Annotated in this window: 22 protein-coding genes, 2 tRNA genes and 1 riboswitch; of the genes, 17 read left to right on the plus strand and 7 right to left on the minus strand. The window is 63.6% G+C overall.

What is annotated here, in order from left to right:
* Window positions 1-12: 12 nt before the first annotated feature.
* From ACFOOL_RS14620 to ACFOOL_RS14630, 3 genes are all read left to right on the plus strand, one after another.
* A complete protein-coding gene (locus ACFOOL_RS14620; RefSeq protein ID WP_380097986.1) occupies window positions 13-543 on the plus strand; it encodes a DUF4142 domain-containing protein in 531 nt (176 codons plus the stop codon).
* Between the two features lie 146 nt (window positions 544-689).
* Window positions 690-1460, plus strand: coding sequence for an SDR family oxidoreductase (locus ACFOOL_RS14625; protein WP_380097987.1), 771 nt, complete (start codon window positions 690-692; stop codon window positions 1458-1460).
* 98 nt (window positions 1461-1558) lie between these two features.
* On the plus strand, window positions 1559-1792 hold the full coding sequence (locus ACFOOL_RS14630) for a hypothetical protein (RefSeq protein ID WP_380097988.1): 234 nt from the start codon (window positions 1559-1561) through the stop codon (window positions 1790-1792).
* A gap of 121 nt (window positions 1793-1913) precedes the next feature.
* Here ACFOOL_RS14630 and ACFOOL_RS14635 read toward each other — a convergent pair whose 3' ends face one another.
* Window positions 1914-2045: a putative transporter small subunit gene (locus ACFOOL_RS14635; protein WP_380097989.1), complete on the minus strand. Its 132-nt coding sequence runs from the start codon at window positions 2043-2045 to the stop codon at window positions 1914-1916.
* A complete protein-coding gene (locus tag ACFOOL_RS14640) occupies window positions 2045-3721 on the minus strand; it encodes a sodium:solute symporter family protein (protein WP_380097990.1) in 1677 nt (558 codons plus the stop codon). Before ACFOOL_RS14640 ends, ACFOOL_RS14635 begins: the two co-directional genes overlap by 1 nt.
* 695 nt (window positions 3722-4416) lie before the next feature.
* Here ACFOOL_RS14640 and ACFOOL_RS14645 point away from each other — a divergent pair.
* The 5 genes from ACFOOL_RS14645 (at window position 4417) to ACFOOL_RS14665 (ending at window position 8081) form a co-directional block, all read left to right on the plus strand.
* On the plus strand, window positions 4417-4911 hold the full coding sequence (locus ACFOOL_RS14645; RefSeq protein ID WP_380097991.1) for a hypothetical protein: 495 nt from the start codon (window positions 4417-4419) through the stop codon (window positions 4909-4911).
* Window positions 4912-4996: 85 nt separating this feature from the next.
* Entirely contained in the window at window positions 4997-5374 is a 378-nt protein-coding gene (locus ACFOOL_RS14650; protein ID WP_380097992.1) for a DUF4260 domain-containing protein, read from the plus strand.
* 99 nt (window positions 5375-5473) lie between these two features.
* Window positions 5474-5578: riboswitch (TPP riboswitch) on the plus strand.
* A 202-nt stretch (window positions 5579-5780) separates the two neighbouring features.
* A complete protein-coding gene (locus tag ACFOOL_RS14655; protein ID WP_380097994.1) occupies window positions 5781-6665 on the plus strand; it encodes an ABC transporter substrate-binding protein in 885 nt (294 codons plus the stop codon).
* A 191-nt stretch (window positions 6666-6856) separates the two neighbouring features.
* Complete coding sequence (locus tag ACFOOL_RS14660; RefSeq protein WP_380097996.1) at window positions 6857-7141, plus strand: hypothetical protein; 285 nt, start codon at window positions 6857-6859, stop codon at window positions 7139-7141.
* Between the two features lie 238 nt (window positions 7142-7379).
* Window positions 7380-8081 (plus strand): HAD hydrolase-like protein, encoded by a 702-nt coding sequence (locus tag ACFOOL_RS14665; protein ID WP_380097997.1) that lies wholly within the window; start codon window positions 7380-7382, stop codon window positions 8079-8081.
* Here ACFOOL_RS14665 and ACFOOL_RS14670 read toward each other — a convergent pair.
* Window positions 8078-8497: an ArsR/SmtB family transcription factor gene (locus ACFOOL_RS14670; RefSeq protein ID WP_380097998.1), complete on the minus strand. Its 420-nt coding sequence runs from the start codon at window positions 8495-8497 to the stop codon at window positions 8078-8080. The two genes, ACFOOL_RS14665 and ACFOOL_RS14670, sit on opposite strands and share 4 nt — an antisense overlap.
* 132 nt (window positions 8498-8629) lie before the next feature.
* On the opposite strand from ACFOOL_RS14670, the gene trhA reads away from it, so the two are divergent.
* On the plus strand, window positions 8630-9316 hold the full coding sequence (gene trhA / locus ACFOOL_RS14675) for a PAQR family membrane homeostasis protein TrhA (RefSeq protein ID WP_380098000.1): 687 nt from the start codon (window positions 8630-8632) through the stop codon (window positions 9314-9316).
* 7 nt (window positions 9317-9323) lie between these two features.
* Here trhA and ACFOOL_RS14680 read toward each other — a convergent pair whose 3' ends face one another.
* Together ACFOOL_RS14680 and ACFOOL_RS14685 are read right to left on the minus strand one after the other, a co-directional pair.
* Window positions 9324-9818 carry a DUF192 domain-containing protein gene (locus ACFOOL_RS14680; RefSeq protein ID WP_380098001.1) on the minus strand — a complete coding sequence of 165 codons (495 nt, stop codon included), beginning with the start codon at window positions 9816-9818 and terminating at the stop codon, window positions 9324-9326.
* A gap of 61 nt (window positions 9819-9879) precedes the next feature.
* Window positions 9880-10497 carry a cold-shock protein gene (locus tag ACFOOL_RS14685; RefSeq protein WP_380098025.1) on the minus strand — a complete coding sequence of 206 codons (618 nt, stop codon included), beginning with the start codon at window positions 10495-10497 and terminating at the stop codon, window positions 9880-9882.
* 185 nt (window positions 10498-10682) lie between these two features.
* Here ACFOOL_RS14685 and ACFOOL_RS14690 point away from each other — a divergent pair, with 185 nt between their 5' ends.
* The 4 genes from ACFOOL_RS14690 (at window position 10683) to ACFOOL_RS14705 (ending at window position 12542) form a co-directional block, all read left to right on the plus strand.
* Window positions 10683-11099 (plus strand): VOC family protein, encoded by a 417-nt coding sequence (locus ACFOOL_RS14690; RefSeq protein WP_380098002.1) that lies wholly within the window; start codon window positions 10683-10685, stop codon window positions 11097-11099.
* A 651-nt stretch (window positions 11100-11750) separates the two neighbouring features.
* Entirely contained in the window at window positions 11751-12227 is a 477-nt protein-coding gene (locus tag ACFOOL_RS14695) for a YcbK family protein (RefSeq protein ID WP_380098003.1), read from the plus strand.
* A gap of 114 nt (window positions 12228-12341) precedes the next feature.
* Window positions 12342-12416, plus strand: a tRNA-Glu gene (locus tag ACFOOL_RS14700).
* Between the two features lie 51 nt (window positions 12417-12467).
* A tRNA-Glu gene (locus ACFOOL_RS14705) sits at window positions 12468-12542 on the plus strand.
* 881 nt (window positions 12543-13423) lie between these two features.
* On the opposite strand, the gene ACFOOL_RS14710 is transcribed toward ACFOOL_RS14705, so the two are convergent.
* Together ACFOOL_RS14710 and ACFOOL_RS14715 are read right to left on the minus strand one after the other, a co-directional pair.
* Window positions 13424-14794: a PleD family two-component system response regulator gene (locus tag ACFOOL_RS14710; protein ID WP_380098004.1), complete on the minus strand. Its 1371-nt coding sequence runs from the start codon at window positions 14792-14794 to the stop codon at window positions 13424-13426.
* Between the two features lie 78 nt (window positions 14795-14872).
* The gene (locus ACFOOL_RS14715) at window positions 14873-15244 is read right to left on the minus strand and encodes a response regulator (protein ID WP_046104195.1); all 372 of its coding nucleotides are present in this window, start codon (window positions 15242-15244) and stop codon (window positions 14873-14875) included.
* A gap of 167 nt (window positions 15245-15411) precedes the next feature.
* Between ACFOOL_RS14715 and ACFOOL_RS14720 the strand changes: the two genes are divergently transcribed.
* The 4 genes from ACFOOL_RS14720 to lexA all read left to right on the plus strand — a co-directional run bounded on the left by ACFOOL_RS14720 (window position 15412) and on the right by lexA (window position 18387).
* Window positions 15412-15684 carry a DUF3572 family protein gene (locus ACFOOL_RS14720; protein WP_380098007.1) on the plus strand — a complete coding sequence of 91 codons (273 nt, stop codon included), beginning with the start codon at window positions 15412-15414 and terminating at the stop codon, window positions 15682-15684.
* Window positions 15684-17021: a DNA polymerase IV gene (locus ACFOOL_RS14725; RefSeq protein ID WP_380098028.1), complete on the plus strand. Its 1338-nt coding sequence runs from the start codon at window positions 15684-15686 to the stop codon at window positions 17019-17021. Before ACFOOL_RS14720 ends, ACFOOL_RS14725 begins: the two co-directional genes overlap by 1 nt.
* A complete protein-coding gene (locus tag ACFOOL_RS14730) occupies window positions 17018-17476 on the plus strand; it encodes a RidA family protein (protein ID WP_380098008.1) in 459 nt (152 codons plus the stop codon). The genes ACFOOL_RS14725 and ACFOOL_RS14730 overlap by 4 nt, the downstream gene beginning before the upstream one ends.
* 203 nt (window positions 17477-17679) lie before the next feature.
* The gene (gene lexA / locus ACFOOL_RS14735; RefSeq protein WP_380098009.1) at window positions 17680-18387 is read left to right on the plus strand and encodes a transcriptional repressor LexA; all 708 of its coding nucleotides are present in this window, start codon (window positions 17680-17682) and stop codon (window positions 18385-18387) included.
* The last annotated feature ends 259 nt before the right edge of the window (window positions 18388-18646 follow it).

Below are 18646 nucleotides of genomic sequence, written 5' to 3' on the forward strand. Positions count from 1 at the left end.
AGGAGACGAGCCATGCTCATTCGCGCCCTATTGATTACCACAGCCCTCATATTGATTGGCCCTGCCATCGCCCAGGAAAATGCTCCCTCGCCCAGCGAAAAAGCCGCTCCGGCTGAGGTAACGGATCCGGCACAGTTCGCTTCGATCGCCTCGGTCAGCAACATGTTCGAAATCGAGTCCAGCAAGCTGGCACAGGAAAAGGCGAGCAGCGACGAGGTCAAGGCTTTTGCCGAGCAGATGATCGCCGATCACACCAAGGCCGGCGAGGACATGACCAGGGCGGCCACTGAAGAAGGCGTCGCGCCCGCCACCGAACTGGATCAGCAGCACCAGGAAATAATGGACAATCTGTCGAGCCTGAGCGGTGAGGAATTCGATACGGCTTACATCCAGGCTCAGGTGCAGGCCCATGACGAGGCTGTCGCCCTGTTCGACGGCTATTCCAGTAATGGCCAGGATGGCGCGCTCAAGCAATTCGCTGCCGCCACTCTGCCCACCCTCGAGGAGCATCAGGCCCACGCCCATGAATTGGCGGGCCATTGATTCCGTGGCGCGTGCGGGAGCCCACTTTCTCGCTCGGAAGCGATCAGCGATCATACATGCGACGTTTCCAGGTGCGATGCTGAAATCGGGTCGCTTCCCGGAACGCGCAGGGCGATGAACCCCCGTCACCAATAAACGAGGGTCAAATGTCCAGACTTCAAAACAAAGTCGCCATCATCACCGGCGCAACTTCCGGCATCGGCCTGGCAGCAGCCAGGCTGTTTGCCCACGAAGGCGCCAGCCTGATCCTGTCCGGCCGCCGCGAGGACGCACTCGGAGCCTTGTCCGAGGAGATCAGGGAGGCAGGTGGAAAGGCGTTCGCCGTAGCGGGCGACGTGAAATCCAGCGATCACGCCAAGGCGTGTGTCGATGCCGCCATCGATCAGTTCGGCGGGTTGGATATCGCCTTCAACAACGCCGGGGCGAGCGGCGCATCCGGTTCGATTACAGACATCTCCGAAGACGGTTGGCGCGATACCATAGACACCAATCTCACCAGCGCTTTCCTGGGCGCCAAGCACCAGGTACCCGCGATGCTCGAGCGCGGGGGCGGATCGCTGATCTTCACTTCATCATTCGTGGGGAATACGGTCGGCTTTCCCGGCATGGCCGCTTATGCGGCGAGCAAGGCCGGCCTGATCGGGCTCGTCCAGGTATTGGCGGCAGAATTCGGACAGGGCGGTGTCAGGGCGAACGTTCTGTCGCCAGGCGGCGTCGACACTCCCTCCAACGCTGCCAACGCTCCGGGAGCCGCTCCCGAAACCCGCGCCTTCATCGAAGGGCTGCATGCAATGAAACGCTTGGGCAAGCCGGAGGAACTGGCCGAGGCGGCCCTCTACCTGGCGTCCGACGCATCCAGCTTCATGACCGGCGCGAGCCTGCTGGTCGATGGCGGCGTCTCCATCACCCGAACCTGAATTGCAGCCGGCTGGAGAAATTCGGTCGGCTGTTCTGCTCGCTGGCACTCGACGGCTGGGAATGGTGCCGCCTGCCCTGCAATGGATCGGCCGAAGTGATGGAACGCATCCGCGCAATTCCACCTTTCAACGCCGAAGGAGGCCAAGCGATGACGCCAAGCGATAAACCGGACATTCCGCGCGATCCTCACGGTGACGATACGGGAAAGCTGCTGCCTCGGCAGCGTCCGGGCCCAACCAAGAGCGAAAAGGAATTGAGGGAGAACGTCGAGGTGAATGACTACGCCAACGACGGCATGGGAAAGCGCATAGGCGGAGAACTCCAGGAGTGAGGAGCGGCCTCGGCGCACCTCGATCCTGTTCATCTCGGCGCCCAGCGTTTGCCGGACATGGAATAAAGCCCCGGCGTTTCCGCCGGGGCTTGGACGATCGCTGTGGTGCTAGCTGATCTCGTTAGATCATCGGGCGATTTTCGGCCTTGGCCTGCAGCCAGTCGGAGTGAAATGCACGCACAAGGTAGAACAGGACACACGCCACGATGACGGGGAATGCGAGGACATAGGCGGTGAGGAAAACGGGGGACATTAGTGGGTTCCTTTCAAGCTTAGCGACCGGCCCGAGAGCGCTGCGGATTCAGCGACATCGAAGTTGCCGGCATTTTTTGCGATGGAAGAGAAGTCGAAATTCATGTCGCTGCGCCACGACATGAGAGTGCAGATGATGGCGCTGATGGCGTAAGCCAGGAGCGATGCCGTCAGCACCGGGAAGGCATGCAGGGCGCCAAAACCAAACGGGGCCACTGCAATGGTGGCGACGATCCCGACGATGCGCGCAACCCTGCCCCCGAAGAAGCCAAAGGCCATCAGCCCGGCGACGACGCCCACCCCGATCACCGCCAGGATGTCCGAAACAATGGCGACCGGACCGACCAGCTCGATCCAGCCGAAGCGCACCGGGAAGAATACCGCCAACGCAACCAGCACCGAGGTGGTGAAGGCCGGATTGGTGACCTTGTTCCAGTAGAAGCTGGCAATTACCGGGAACACCAAAGCGCCCCAGATTGCCCCGACCAGCACCAGAAGATCGAGAATGTTGAATTTGTTGCTGGCGAAAAAGAGCGCGATAACGGTAGCTGCGATCATGGTAAGGCGGCCGATCAGCAGCATCAGCCTGGGATTGGCCGCGTCCTTTTCTGCTAGGTTCCGCCCGTAGATATCGGCCATCATGATGGATGACAGTGCGGACAGGTCAGAGTCGGCCGTGGAGGCCAGCGACCCAATCACCATGATGAAGAAAATGCACAAAAACCCGATGCTCAGATAGCTCGAGGCGAGCTGCGGGATAAGGTTGTTGGGATCGCCATCCAGCGGCTGAATACCCAGATAAAGAGCGATCACGCCCAGAATGCCGACACCGATCACTGTGGCGCCGTAGCCAATGGTGGCGGTGATGAAGGTCCGCTTGATCATGTCCTCGCGAACGGCAAACAGACGCTGGGCGATGGTCTGGTTGCCGATGGCATAGGCCAGCACCGCGGCGATATAGGGCGCGCCCTGGTTCATGAAGGCCTCGGAGGAGAAGAACGAGCTTTGCTCCGCCGTCAGGTTGGTCGCGCCGACAACGAAGATCTCCGTCCCGCCGGCAGCAAAAAATACGGCCGGCACGATGATCACCACGGCGCCAAGCATAGCCACCACCTGGATGAAATCCGTCAGGATGGAAGCGCGCAGGCCGGACCAGAGCGTATAGAGCAGCACGCCGCTGCCAACGATAAGAATGCCGGCGGTGAACGATAAGGGGGAGAGCATGGCGATCAGCGCACCGCCCGCAATGAAATTGGAGGTCAGGCTCAACAGGCTTCCCAGGACATTGGAGCCCGCGAGGATCAACTGGCTGGATTGACCGTGGCGCGCATGCAGGATTTCGGCGAGGCTGTGGGCATTGGGTGCCAGGCTGCGGATGCGCTTGCCGAATGGGTAGATGAACAGGATCATCAGGGCGCCCCACAGGCCGTAATGGATGGGGCCGGAGACGCCGTAGGTGTAGCCGGAGGTGGCTGAGGCGTAGAGGGAAGAGGCCCAGATCCAGGTGGCGGTCATCGATGCGGCCGAGACGCCAAGACCGACATTATTGCCGGCAGTCATGTAGTTATCGGCATTTTCTTTTTTCTTACCGATGGAGACGGAGATAAAGAACGTGCTGCCGAAAAAAAGCAGAAGCAGGAGAAGCGTTAGGGGAGTCCCTAATTGTTGGAGTTGCATTTTTCCTCTTGGAGGCGTTGCTGTTTAATCCGATGCGCAAAGGCAATGGCGTGCCCTGCAACAAAAAGTTGCGGCACATCGGGGCTCAGTTTGGGTGCCGGCAATCTGCCGACCTGGGGAACGCGGCGAAGGCGACCCGGGAGGATGAGCGACAGTGGGGCTCATCAGGATGTGCTGCCCAGCAGCCCGGCTCTGATACAACCTTCGGGAGCGGAAAGCCACCCCTGCCCCCGAAACGGCGGTATTCCCGAGGAAATTCCGCCAGAAATTAACTATCGATCCGCATGAACTCCGGCAGAAATCTCCTGATTTCGACTGATAAAGAATCAGGCCCGCACATCACGCACCTGAATAATCGCAGGAACTTTCCGGAGAGGATCGGGAATTTTGGGAAAGGTCGATATAAAGTTGAAATCTACCGCCATAGAAACTGTTTAGTTGCTTGCAGGAAGCAAAATTCCAATTTTAATTTGTAAGGAGTGAGGCAACAGCACGCTCGATAGAATGGGTCGATCCCATCGGGAGCCTGCCCGCCCTGACGGACCTGTTCGATCAGCGTGTTTGCGGCTGCTTCCAGCGTTTTCTCAACTGCAATCGTTCATCGAAGGCCGCCCGTCCCACCGTGATGGTGACGAGCGCCAAGACATGACCCCGATGGACCGTCTAAACTGCTGACAACCAGAATGGAGCCCAAAATGCGGTTTGCTTCTGCGATGATCGCTGCGGCCTTGCTGATGGTCACGCCGGTTCAAGCGCATCGTGCAATTTCAGCAGAAAGCGCGGCCGGATCGTTCGTGCCATCTGTCGAAGCGTTCATCGCCACCCTGCCCGTTGAAACCGAGCAATTCTCCGTCCGCATCAATCGCTGTACCGGCCCGCAGGGCGAGCTTTCGGACCTCATGTATTATGTCTGGGTCGGCTGGCGAGGGACGGCAGACAACGCCGCCGAAGTGCTTGAACAGGCGCATGATGCCTGGACTTCCCGGGATTGGGACATCACTCGTCATCGCCAACTCGATAACGGCGGACTGAACATCGCCGCTGCAGACCCCGCAACTGGCCATAGCTACTCTCTCGATTCCGGTTTTCCCGCCGGCCCCAACACGCTCATCGTGGGGTTTTTCAGCACGCGATGTTTCGAACATTCCCCCGGTGCAGCGCCATTCGGCTCCTTTGCCTGGCCGGGCTGACCTGATGAGCAAGCCCAACCAGCGAAGCTGGTCCTCGCAGCCTATTCATGCCAATCTCTCATGACGTCAGATGGAAGACGTGGCGATGCAGGATACCGTATTATGGCAAAGGCTCGAAGGCGCCGCCGTCTTCGCCGCGGGCATCTGCCTGTACCTTCTCAATGATGGCGGCATCGCGTGGTGGCTGGCCATCCTTGTGTTCTTTGCCCCCGATCTGAGCTTTGCGGGTTATCTGCTCGGGCCCAAGGTCGGGGCCTTCGTCTATAATCTCGTCCATGTCTACGCGTTTGGCATGATGCTCCTCGTTACGGGCGCAGCATTGTCGCTGCCCATACTGGGCGCACTTGGAGCGCTTTGGCTCGCTCATTCGGGGTTCGACAGGATGGTTGGATACGGCCTGAAATCAACCGCAGGCTTCCAGTTCACGCACCTTGGCCGGATCGGGAAGCAGCGCGACGACTAACGGGCCGCCACCAATGAGCGAGACCGATTGAGGGGCATCGATGGCGGAGCTTCGCCGGTTGCCCCGATTTGCAATCGGACACTCCCAGTGTTAAGTCCGGCCTGTCCTCAGGGGTGCTCCATACGGGGCTGAGATGCGGTGAAAACCGCGAACCCTAAAGCTGATCTGGATAATGCCAGCGGAGCGAGATGGAAATGCTGTACGGCATACCACATCCTATCCTTACACCTGCCAACGGTTCGTCGGTTCATTATGCGACGGGCGTGGCGGCGGGCTGGCATCCGGATCGATCCATTAACCGGTTGATCAACAGGATGCTTTCATGCCCTTTCACCGCTACATTCCCGCAGCAGTGCTAGCCGTCGCCTCGGCGACTGCCCCACTTGTAGCCGCTGAGCCAGTCTCAGTGACGCTGGACTGGACCCCCAATACCAATTTCGTGGGACTCTACGTCGCCGATGCGCTGGGCCTTTACGAACAAGCCGGGCTTGACGTCACCATCGCCCCGTTTGAGTTCGGGCAGCCGAACGGCGATGTTGCGGCCTTTGGCGTCCTCGATTTCTATACTGCAAAGGCCTCCGGGCTCGACGCCGTAGGCGTTTACGCCGTCATCCAGACCGAAACCGGCCGCCTCGCTTACCGGGGGAACGCAGTCTCCGGTCCGCGAGATCTCGCCGGCAGCATCTATGGCGGGTTCGGCACCACATGGGAAAAGGCCATTGTGGACACCATGATCGCCCATGACGGGGGCAATCCGGACTACGAGGCGGTGACACTAGACGGCTCGGTCTACGACGCGCTGCGCGCCGGCGAAATCGACTTCACCCTCGACGTGCTTACCTGGCAAGGCGTCGAGAACACCCTTGAGGGGCACGATGTCGGCGCTTTTCGATATGCTGATTATGGAGTGCCGGACCAACACACGATAATTCTTGCCGCCGACGCAACTTTCCTTCGCGAGCGCCCGCAGGTGGCCCAGGCGTTCATAGATGCGACGCGCACCGGCTATGCATACGCAGTAGCCAACCCCGCCGAAGCCGCAGAAATGCTGATCGCCGCGGCTCCCGAGCTCGCGGAACGGCAATCCCTTGTTCATGCCTCTATGGAAGTGATGGTCGCTGGCCATTACCTGGCTCGCGAGGACGGAACCATAGGCCGCTTCGACGATGAAATGATGATCGGCCTGGGTGAATTTCTGTTCGACTATGGCGCCCTCTCAGGGCCCGATGGCGCCCCGCTTCCCGAACGCCCGGACTTCGCGTCCTGGTACACCAACGCCTATCTCGATTGAACATTCAGGGGGCGGGCTCTCCCGCCCCCAAATGCTGGACGCGCCATGATTAAAAGGCAAGAAAACCCAATCGTTTAGCGAACACGCAATACATCCCGTCGGCCGCAAGGCCCGGGTTACGCCGCCCCGGATGAGCCGCTGGCTTTCCGCACCCTTCCTTGCATTTTAAGAATGCATTTCAACACACGTTAATGACGCCGCGCTATTGGAGCCGCATGGAAGCACTGACGGAAAGACGGGAAGAAGAACGGGAGCCACCAGTGCTGACGGGGCCGGCTGAAGCAATCTCCAATGGCGGCCGGATCGCAGTCTCCGTGATGAACGTATCGCCGTCCGGGATAATGCTGGAAATGCCCGAGGCCGCGATCATTCCCGCTTTATTCACCCTCGCCATCGGCGAGCATCGCCATCCGTGTGAGTTGATTTGGCGAAACGGAACACGCGCTGGTGCTCGTTTGATAGGCTCGAAGCGGTAGGGACTGCCTGCCAACAACACGGCCTTCGGTTCGGCTAACGAGCTCAATTAACTGGCGGCATTTGGACGCTATTTCCACAACCGAAAAGCGCCCCAAGGCGCCGGCGAGCGGGCGCGACGGCCTGCGGCGGATGCGCCGTAGCGTTAATTTCGGGTTGTGCCTTCGGGCGAATTGCGCCACCTTGCCGCCACAAACGGGGATTGGTCCACTGGCTGATAACGCAAACCGACCCACCATCGTGCTCTTCGACCTCGATGGCACCTTGGTGCACCACGTCAATCCGCGCGTATTGCAGGCGCTGGAGTTCCTGGACGACTGCTCGCATCGGGGTGGGCGGCTCGTGGCGCGGTTCCGGCTGGCGCGGCGCAGCCGTGCGGCGGCGCAGCGCGCCCCCAAGCTGCTGGTCCACAAGGCCATTCACAAGGTGCGCCGCAAATCCGTCGAGGAAATGCTGGTCCCCTGCGCCACCATGCGCTCGACGCTGGAGCGGCTGCGGGCCGAGGGCGTGACGCTGGGCGTGGTTAGCAACGGGCTGGGCTGCGGCTATGGCCACGACGTGCTGGAAACCTTCGATCTGCGGAAATATTTCAGTTCCGCCGTCTTCCGCGAGGACGTGGCGCGGGGCAAGCCCTGGCCCGATTCGATCCTCGTCGCCTTGCGGGGCATCGGCCGCGAACTGCGGCGCAGCGACGTCATCTGGTATATCGGGGACCAGCGCAAGGACATCACCGCCGCCCAGGCCGCCTCGCAGGCGATGGGCCGCACCATCCGCCCTATCGCCCTGGGGGCGCGCGCCGCCCTGGGCGCGGTCGAAGCCCGGCTGTCCCCCGCCCAGATCATGTGGACGCCCGGCGATTTTGAACGCGCCGTCAACGCCGCCTTCAACGCCGAGGCGAACGAGCTTTCCCTCGCCGCCTCGCTGCCCGCACCGCTGCTTTAGAAATCGAACCCCATCTGGCTGGTGGGACCGGGCTTTTTCGCCCGGGGCAGCGGTGTGCGGACAGGGGCCGGTTCCACCGGCGCTGCCGGCGCCGCGCCATCGCCGGAAGCCCGAAGACCGCCGATCCAACCGACCGCCTTGTCCAGCCGCGAGAGGCGCGGGGCATAGAGATTTTCCCGCCCCTTCTTCACCTCGGCGACGAGCCCGGCCGTCTTGAGCACGCGCAGATGCCGCGAGATGGCGGGACGGCTGATGGAGAAGGCCTCGGCCAGCCGGTGCACCGGCAGCGGCCCGGCGCGCAGCAATTCCAGGATGCGGCATCGCGTGGCGTCGGCGAGCGCCGAATAGACGGCTATGGGGGGCTTGATCTTCCGCATCATGCCCGCGGTTAAAGTAACGCCGGCGTTACCCGTCAAGGCCGCCGGCGCCTGGAAAGCCCTTGTTCACCAGGAATTTTGAGGGAGGATTCACGACGCCGGCCGATCGCGGCCGGTCGGAAAGATATTGGTCACACCGGTGCCACACGATGATGGCAGGGAGGCAGGATGATGACCAGCAGCGTCCAGACGGCCCCGGCGCGGGCGGGTAGCGAGCGCCGCGCCTATTCGGTGCCGGAGCTCGTCGCCGACGCCGTAGTGCATGTGCTGGGCCTCGTGGGGGCCGTGGCCGCCGGCTCGGTGCTGCTGGCGCTGACCCTGCTGCACACGGCGCCCGACGCCTTCCCCGCCCTGCTGGTCTATGTCTCGACGCTGATCGTGGTCCTGGGCGTCTCGCTGGCCTATAATCTGTGGCCGGCCTCGCCGATGAAGCACTATCTGGCCCGCCTCGACCAGGCGGCGATTTTCCTTTTCATTGCAGGATCTTACACGCCGTTCCTGGCCATTATCGGCGGCACTTCCACAGGCGTCGCGATGATGAGCCTGGTCTGGGGCGCCTCGCTGGTCGGGGTGGCGCTCAAGCTGATCGTGCCGCAGCGCTTCGGGCGGGTGGCCATAGTGCTGTACCTGGCGATCGGCTGGAGCGGGGTGCTGGTGTTCCAGTCGCTGGGCCAGGCCCTGCCCGCCAGCACATTGTGGCTGCTGCTCGCCGGCGGCGTCACCTATTCGGCCGGAATCGTCTTCCACCTGTGGGAAAAGCTCAAATTCCAGAACGCCCTGTGGCATGTCTTCGTGGTGGCGGGGGCGAGCTTGCATCTGTGGGCAGTCATCGACTGCATGGTCATCGCCCGCCTCTAAGCCATTGTTATTGTGCTGGAATTCGTGGGTGCTCGACCCTGTCGCCGGCCGCGAGCCCGAGCTCGACGGAGCGGCCGCCGGGAATTTCCAGAACGAATTGCACCGGCCCGTCCGAGGGGATGGAGGTGGTGTCGTGCGGGCGGGCATTGACGTGGATGTTGCGCACCTCTCCCGCGGCGTCGATGAAGATCATGTCGAGGGGAATGAAGGTGTTCCGCATCCAGAAGGAAACCTGCCGCTCCGCCTTGAAATCAAACAACATTCCGGCGTTTTCAGCCAGTTCCTGCCGATACATCAGCCCCCGGGCGCGGCTCTCGTCGGTATCGACCACCTCGACGGTGAAGACATGCTCGCCGCTGCCGGCATGCACCACGAGGCGCGATTCGTCGCTGCAGGCGGCGAGCGGCAGGCCGACGGCGAAAACCGCCAGCAGGGTGCCGCCGACGCGCAGGGCCTGTCGCAACACAGGCGCGAATGTCAGCACATCGTTAGCATCGGACACGGCATCAAGGCTCCCTGGAGGCACGATTCATCCCCGTCGAAGACGCGGCCGCCCTGCCCGCTCAATGCGAGGACGGCGCCTCGCCCCAACCATCGGGCCGGATTTCGGCGACCATGAGGCCCTTCGGCCCCTGCCCGTAGCGGACGAGGACGAACTGGCCGGGCCGAAGCTCGGTGATGCCGAAACGGCGCAGGGTTTCCATATGGACGAAGATATCGGGCGTGCCCTCGCCGGCCGAGAGGAAGCCGAAGCCGCGAATGCGGTTGAACCACTTCACCTCCAGCCGCTCCATGCCCGAGGTCGGCTCGACCACCACATGGGTGCGCGGCGGCGGAAGCTGGGACGGGTGGCGGGCGCTCGATTCGTCCATGGAGACGACGCGGAACGCCTGCAGCCCGCCGGGACGGTTGAGCGCCTCGACCACGATGCGGGCGCCCTCATAGGCGGTCTGATAGCCGTCGCGCCGCAGGCAGGTGACGTGCAGCAGCACGTCGGCCATGCCGTTATCGGGCACGATGAAGCCGAACCCCTTGCCGGCGTCGAACCATTTGATGGTTCCCGCCACCTCGATAGTGTCGGCCGCCTGCTGGTCGATCGGAGCGCGGTCCTCGCGCCGTTCCGCTCCCGATTCGCCCAGCCCGGCGGATTCGCCGCCTTCGCCGCTGACCTTGGCCCCCATATTCCAACGCCTTTTCACTCGCCCGCCCCGCGGGTACTCCTCACAGCACGGCGACAGTCTGGCCGATTCAGCGCCAAAAGTTAAGAAGATGTTGCGATTTTGTTGCAGCGGGCCCGGCCCCGCGCCATTGCGGGTGGCGGCGGGGCTTGTTAGCCATGGCCGGCAACATGAAACAGGAGGTCGCCTTGAAATATCTGCACACCATGGTGCGCGTCACCAATATCGAGGACAGCCTCAAATTCTACTGCGAAGGGCTGGGGCTCGAGGAAGTCCGCCGCACCGAGAACGAGAAGGGCCGCTACACGCTGATCTTCCTGCGCGCCCCGGGCGACGAGGGCGGCGAGGTCGAGCTGACCTATAACTGGGACCCCGAAGCCTATACCGGCGGCCGCAATTTCGGCCACCTGGCCTACCGGGTGAAGGATATCTACGCGCTGTGCCGGCATTTGCAGGACATGGGCGTCACCATCAACCGCCCGCCGCGCGACGGCCACATGGCCTTCGTGCGCTCGCCGGACGGCATTTCGGTGGAACTGATCCAGGACGGACACCTGGAGCCGCAGGAACCCTGGGCCTCGATGCCCAATACCGGAAGCTGGTAGGCCCGGACGCGCCTCCGCCCCTTCGTCATTGCCGGAACGAGTCCGGTGGTGACGATGGGGGTGGGTCCGGGGAACCGGGATTCCCGCTTGCGCGGGAATGACACGGTGGAGGGGGCGGGTGACGCGGATGGTGGTGTTTTTCGTGTTTCCGCTCTCCAACCGGCGCTCGGGCGTGACCCGAGGGCCGGGTTTCGCGGGTGCGGTGGTTCCGGGTGGCGCGGGGAGCGTCGCGAGTGGCCCTCGGATCGGAGCCCGAGGGCAGCGGCTTGGGGTGTTCCGGCACATATTCTCCGCTCTTCGTCATTGCCGGGCTTGTCCCGGCAATCCAGCTTTTTTTTCGCGGCTTCGCATGGACCACCGGAACAAGTCCGGTGGTGACGATGGGGGGGTCCTCAGAAGGTCTACGAGGGACCGGGAACCGGGATTCCCGCGTTCGCGGGAATGACACGGTGGGGGCGGGAAATTCGTGGGGGCGGGAAATTCAGTATCTCCCTGCCCTCCCCTCCCCGTTCTTCCCCCGCACCACCCGCCGCAACCTTGCGTTAACCCTGTCGCTTAGCGCGCGGTTAGCGAAACCGGTTTAATTTTAGCGACTGAACCCAGAGCCCCATCGCCCTTGCGAGCCACGACACCGGCCACGGGAAAGTCGCCATGCCCCGCCTGCTCCGCGCTCTTGCCGCCTCCATCCTGACCGCCATCACCATTGCCGGATGCCTGCCCATGGCCATGTTCGCCAGCGGCAGCGGGCCGGGCTATTCGGGGCTGCGCCAGGACTGGGGCACCTATGTCAGCTCCAAGGAGGTGAACGCGCTCTGCCTGTCGCCCAAGCTGCGCTTCCTGATCTGGGAGTTCGAAGGGCATTTCGGCAAGCGCGTGGTGCTGAACTCGGGCTATCGCAACGCCTTCCACAATTCGGCCGCCGGCGGCGCGGAAAACTCCTATCACACCAAATGCATGGCGGCGGATTTCTACATTCCCGGCGTCCCCAAGGAGCAGTTGATCGCCTTCGCCAGGAAAACCGACAGCGTGGGCGGGCTGGGATGCTATCCGGGCCGCAACTTCATCCATGTCGACGTGCGCGACCGGCCGCGCGGCCATCGTGGCCCCGTAACCTTCTCGGGCTGCTGAAAAAACCCCGTCTTTCCCCATTTCGGCGCCGCGAACGAAAAATTCATTGTGGAATCAAGCGAGATGGGTTGCGGTTTCGTCCGGGGACCACTATAGGACCGGCATAGCGCTGATGCGCCCTTCGTCTATCGGTTAGGACGGCACCCTTTCACGGTGCAGAGAGGGGTTCGATTCCCCTAGGGCGTACCACCTCCCCTTGCCTTGGGGGCAAGTGGACGGTAAAGGTTCAGCGTCAGATGTGCGCCCATCGTCTAGCGGTTAGGACGACGCCCTCTCACGGCGTAAACAGGGGTTCGATTCCCCTTGGGCGTACCATTCCCCCTCCTTCATGACATGAAGACCCGAGGCCCGATCCGGGCACCGATGGCTGGCGCCATGGCGCCTCCCCGCCCGGGGGGAAATGTTCACTTTGGGGCTGCTGGCGCAATTTACCCCCCTACACCGGGCTTCCCTCGGGCTTGACCCGAGGGCCATTGTCCACGTGCAAGAAACCCTGGTTTCGGGGCTCCCAGGCCGGCCCTCGGGTCGAGCCCGAGGGCAGCAAAGTGCTGGTGTGGGCAACAATGATCAATCCGGGAGCGTCCAAAGTAAAACACTCCCCCACCCCGGGGCCGGAAACATTTTGGAAAAAGAGTGGCTGATCCGGAGCGGCGTGTCGAAGAGGCCACTCTAGCCGCGTCCGGATCAGCCGCCCTACGGAGCTCAGGAGTTGCGGCGGACCTGAGATGGGCCGTAGGGAGCGAGGGGCCATTGGGATTTCTCCCAAGGCCGTACGGAACCGACCCTATGCGGAAGCGCGCGGAACGCCAAGCAATTCCGGCGCATCCGGCGGAGCAACCGTCTGTTAATTATAACGAATAACCCTAATGGCGGGTTTTGAGGCGCTTTTGGGGTTGCCGGTGAGGGATGGGGCGCAGCGAGTGTAGCGCGGGCAGCGGTCGGTGTTCCGGCAGATATTCTCCATCCGCCGTCATTGCCGGCTCGTCCCGGCAATCCAGCTTTACCGCCATATTGCATGGACCACCCGGATAAACCGGGTGGTGACGAGAGGGAGAGAATCGGGCTCTGAAAACGGGGATTCCCGCGTTCGTGGGAATGACACGGCGGGGTGGTATTTTCGTGTTTCCGCTCTCCAGCCGGCGCTGCCCCGGGGCTGGGAGCCGATGGCAGCGGTGGGCCCTTTCCTGCCCCCGCCCCTATGCCGCGTCGAAGATGACGCGGTTGCGGCCGCTGCGCTTGGCGCGGTAGAGGGCGACGTCGGCGCGCTTGACCATGGTTTCGGGGGTGTCGGAGAGGCTTTCGTTGAGCGCCACGCCGACCGAGACGGTGACGGTCAGCGGCCGGGGCAGACCGACCTCGAAGGGCCGTTCGGCGATGGCCTGGCGGACCCGCTCGGCCACGGTTTCGGCCTGGGCGGCGTCGGTATCGGGCATCAGCACCACGAATTCCTCGCCGCCGAAGCGGCAGGCGAGGTCGACGCCGCGGATATTGCGCCGCAACCGGGCGGCGAATTCGCGTAGCACCGCATCGCCGGCATCGTGGCCGTGATTGTCGTTGACCGCCTTGAAGTGATCGATATCGAGGATCATCAGCGCCATGTCGCGCCCCTGCTCCTGCGCCTTGCCCAGCATGATGCCCAGATGGCGGTCGAAATAGCGCCGGTTATAGAGCCCGGTGAGCTCGTCGGTGACCGCCATGGCCATGGTGTCGCTGACGCTCTGGCGCAGCTCCAGCCCATAGCGGTGGCGGCGGATCTGGGTGCGCACCCGCGCCATCAATTCGTTGCGCTCGACCGGACGGCTGATGAAATCGTTGATCCCCAGGTCCAGCGCCCGCACCACGCGCGGCTTGTCGGCCTCGTCCGCCAAAAGGATGATGGGCAGGTTGCGCGAATTGTCGACCGTGCGGATCTGCGAGCACACGCGCAGCGGATCGAAGCCGTCGAGCGCCATGCTCACCAGCGCCAGCTCGTAATCGGCCCCGGTCACCTGGAACACCGCATCGGCGGGCGCGGTCAGGATATCGACCCGGTGCTCGGGCTCCAGATAGGACTGCAGCCGCTCGGCATGGCGCCGGTCGGTATCGACGATCAGGATGGAGCCGGCGCTGGCCGAGATCGAATCCATCGCCCGCAGCGCGTCCTCGATGGCGATCTGCTGGCCGGTGAGGGCGCGGGCGCGCAATTCGTCGGTGAGCGATTTGAGCCGGATCAGGCTCTTGACGCGCGCCATGAGCTGGGTGTCGTCCACCGGCTTGGTGAGGAAATCGTCGGCGCCGGCATTGAGGCCCTCCACCCGGTCCGAGGGCTGGTCGAGCGCGGTGATCATCAGCACCGGCACGTGATGGGTGCGCAGATCCGCCTTGAGCCGCCGGCAGACCTCGAACCCGTCCATGTCCGGCATCATCACGTCGAGCAGCACGATGTCGACATCCTGCTCCCGGCAGATATCGAGCGCCTGCGGGCCGGACGTGGCCGTCAGCACTTCGTAATATTCCGCCGCCAAACGCGCCTCGAGCAGGCGGACATTGGTTGGAATATCGTCGACAATCAGCACGCGCGCCGTCAAATCGCTTCCCCGGAATCCATCGCCGCGCCCGCGAGAACCGCTCCGGCGCCGAGCCCCAGCCCGAACCGGCCGCGCCGGTCAGGCCGGCCCAATGTAATGGGCAATGGTTTCCAGAAAGTGAGACACCGATATCGGCTTGGATATATAGCCCTCGCAGCCCCCTTGCAGGATCCGCTCCTCGTCGCCCTTCATGGCGAAGGCGGTGACGGCGATGACGGGGATATGGGCGAGCTGGTCGTCGTCCTTGAGCCATTTGGTGACCACCAGCCCCGAAACCTCGGGAAGCTGGATGTCCATCAGGATCAGGTCCGGCATGTGGGCGCGCGCCAGATCGAGCGCCTCCATGCCGTTGCGGGTCTGGATGACAGTATAGCCGCGCGATTCCAGCAGATCGTTGAAGAGCTTCATATTGAGCTCATTGTCTTCCACGATCATCACGGTCTTGGGCATTCTACCTCGCTTGGGCGCCGGCCATGGCGTCGGGCCCGCCGCTGTTTCGATATGGAGACCCCGCCCGGGCGGCGCTCCGTGAATGAACTTACACCGCACGGAGCTTCGCATACCGGGCCAATTCGGCTAGCATCGAATCCGTTACAAAACACCAAACGAGGCCACATTTGCCCGACCGCACCGCACCGGACGTCGCCGCCCTCGCCGATGCCTGCGTCGGCTATCTGGCGGAGAACCCCGAGGAGCTGCTGGCCTTCATGCAGCATGCCGGGCTCGACCCCGATTCGCTGCGCCACGCCATCGGCACCGCGCGGCTCCGGCACGGCCTCATCGACTACTTTGCCGCAAACGAAGCGATTCTGCTCGCCCTGTGCGCCAATGCCGGCCTGTCGCCCGAAGCCTTCATGCGCGTCTGGCACCGGCTCAACCGGGTGGAATGATGCCCTCCCCGGGCTGGCTTTGCCGCGATTGCCTCGCCAGCGGGGCCGGCGAGCGGACGCCGGAGCGCTGTCCCGCCTGCGGCTCGCCGCGCCTGCGCGGCCATGCGGAACTGTTCGGCCTCACCATCGCCCATGTCGATTGCGACGCCTTCTATGCCTCGGTGGAGAAGCGGGACGACCCGTCCCTGCGCGACAAGCCGCTGATCGTGGGCGGCGGGGTGCGCGGGGTGGTCTCCACCTGCTGCTACATCGCCCGCCAGTCCGGCGTGCGCTCGGCCATGCCCATGTTCAAGGCGCGCCAATTGTGCCCCGACGCCGTCGTCATCAAGCCGGACATGGCCAAATATGTCGAGGTCAGCCGCCGGATCCGCGCCCATATGGAGGCGATGACGCCGCTGGTCGAGCCCATCTCCATCGACGAGGCCTTTCTCGACCTCACCGGCACCGAGCGCCTGCACCGCGCGCCCCCGGCGCTGATCCTGGCGCGCTTCGCCCGCGCCATCGAGCGGGAGATCGGCGTCACCATCTCGGTGGGGCTGTCGCACAACAAATTCCTCGCCAAGGTGGCGTCCGACCTCGACAAGCCGCGCGGCTTCGCCGTCATCGGCGCGGCCGAAACGCTGGACTTCCTCGCGCCCCGGCCGATCAGCCTCATCTTCGGCGTCGGCAAGGTGTTCTACGAGACGCTCAAGAAGGACGGCTACCACACTATCGGCCAGCTCCAGGAGGAGGACCCGGCCCGGCTGATGCGGCTCTATGGCGAATCGGGGGCGCGCCTGGCGCGGCTCGCCCGCGGCCAGGACGCCCGCCGCGTCTCCAGCGAGGGCGAGATGAAGACGATATCGTCCGAAACCACCTTCAACCGCGACCTCGCCCGGCTCGAGGACCTCTCCACCGAGCTGCTCAAATGCTGCGAGCGCCTGTCCGAGCGGCTCAAGGCCAAGGCGGTGGTGGGCGACACGGTGACGCTGAAGCTCAAGACCGCCGGATTTAAGTTGCGCACGCGCGCCCGGCACCTGATGATGCCCACACAGCTTGCCAATGTGCTCTATGAGACCGGGCTGAGCCTGCTGTCGCGCGAAGCCGACGGCACGCCCTTCCGCCTCATCGGCATCGGCGTCTCCGGCATCGAGGCGGCGGACGGGACCGATCCCGCCGACCTGCTCGAGCCGGCGGTGGCGCGCAAGGCGGCGGCGGAACGGGCCATGGACTGCGTCCGCACCCGCTTCGGCCACGGCGCCGTCATCCGCGGCAAGCTCTATGCCAGCCGGCCCGACACCGCGTCGGCGCCGCAATCAGAACAAGAAGCAGACGACCTCGAAGGCAGGACCAGATGACCGATCCGATCGAAAAGCTCCGTGAATACGGCTACGAACTCCCCGCCCCCAATGCGCCGGTGGCCGCCTATGTCCCGGTCACCCGCACCGGCAATTTGCTCTATGTGTCCGGGCAGATTTCCAGCAACGAACAGGGCGTGGTGCAGGGGCGCCTGGGCGAGACCATGAATGTCGTGCAGGGTGGCAATGCCGCCGAATTGTGCGCCGTGAACATCCTCGCCCAGATCGTCCACCAGGCCGGGGTGCCGCTGGAGGCGGTCAGGCAGATGGTCAAGCTCACCGTCCTCGTCGCTTCGACGCCCGAATTCACCGAGCAGCACCTCGTGGCCAACGGCGCCTCGGAACTGCTGGTGGCGGTGCTGGGCGAGAAGGGCAGGCACGCCCGCGCCGCCTTCGGCGTCGCCGCCCTGCCGCTGGGCGCCGCCGTCGAGATCGAGGCCGTGGTCGAGGTTTAGGTAATTCGGCGCTCCTCCCTCTCCCCCGGCGGACCCGTTGGGGGAGTGGACGCGCCATCGCCTCACGCCATAGCGGTGTCCGAAGCCGGCAAACCCCGCCAACACAACAGTGCCCTCCTCCAAAAAAACGGGGATATTGCAGAACATAAATGGAACACGTATAGTCGTTCCGTCTATGTTCCGATTCTGGGGGTCCGGGGATAATGCTGACGCGCAAACAACATGAGTTGCTGATGTTCATCCACGAGCGGATGAAGGAAAGCGGCATCCCGCCCTCTTTCGACGAAATGAAGGACGCGCTCGACCTCGCCTCCAAGTCCGGCATCCACCGGCTGATCACCGCGCTGGAGGAGCGCGGCTTCATCCGCCGCCTGCCCAACCGGGCCCGGGCGCTGGAAGTGATCAAGCTCCCCGATTCGATGAACCCCTCGCTCGGCGGCCGCAAGGCGCGCTTCGAGCCCTCCGTCATCGAAGGCAATCTGGGCAAGGTCGCGGCGCCGCCCCCCCGCGGCGGCGAGGATTTTGTCCGTCCGGTCTCGGTTCCGGTCATGGGCCGGATCGCCGCCGGCACGCCCATCGAGGCCATCCAGACCCACTCCCACACCATCTCCGTGCCGCCCGAAATGCTGGGCGCCGGCGAGCATTACGCGCTCGAGGTGCGTGGGGACTCCATGATCGACGCCGGCATTTTCGATGGCGATACCGTGCTGATCAAGAAGCAGGAGCACGCCTCCACCGGCGAGATCATCGTCGCCCTGGTCGATGACGAGGAAGCCACCCTCAAGCGCCTGCGCCGCAAGGGCGACACGGTGGCGCTGGAAGCGGCCAACCCCGCCTACGAAACCCGCATCTTCCCGCCCGACCGGGTCAAGGTCCAGGGCCGCCTGGTCGGCCTGCTGCGGAAATATTGAGCCGGGCGTCGCCCGGCACTCCTTCTCCCTTGGGTGGATTTGTGAGCCACCGAAGGACCCCCACCCCCGACCCCTCCCCTCAAGGGGGAGGGGAGCAAAGGCACCGATTCCGCCGGACAATGGAGGGCTCTAAGAGCTCAAGCCTTGAACCAAGGGGAAGTGCTCTTGGCACAATTTATCCCCCACACCGGGCTTCCCTCGGGCTTGTGTGGATGATTTTTGCTTTACTGCTTGCATCAGCCGGGATGCGCATCCCGGC

Source organism: Devosia honganensis, from assembly GCF_042648785.1.
Taxonomy (GTDB): domain Bacteria; phylum Pseudomonadota; class Alphaproteobacteria; order Rhizobiales; family Devosiaceae; genus Devosia; species Devosia honganensis.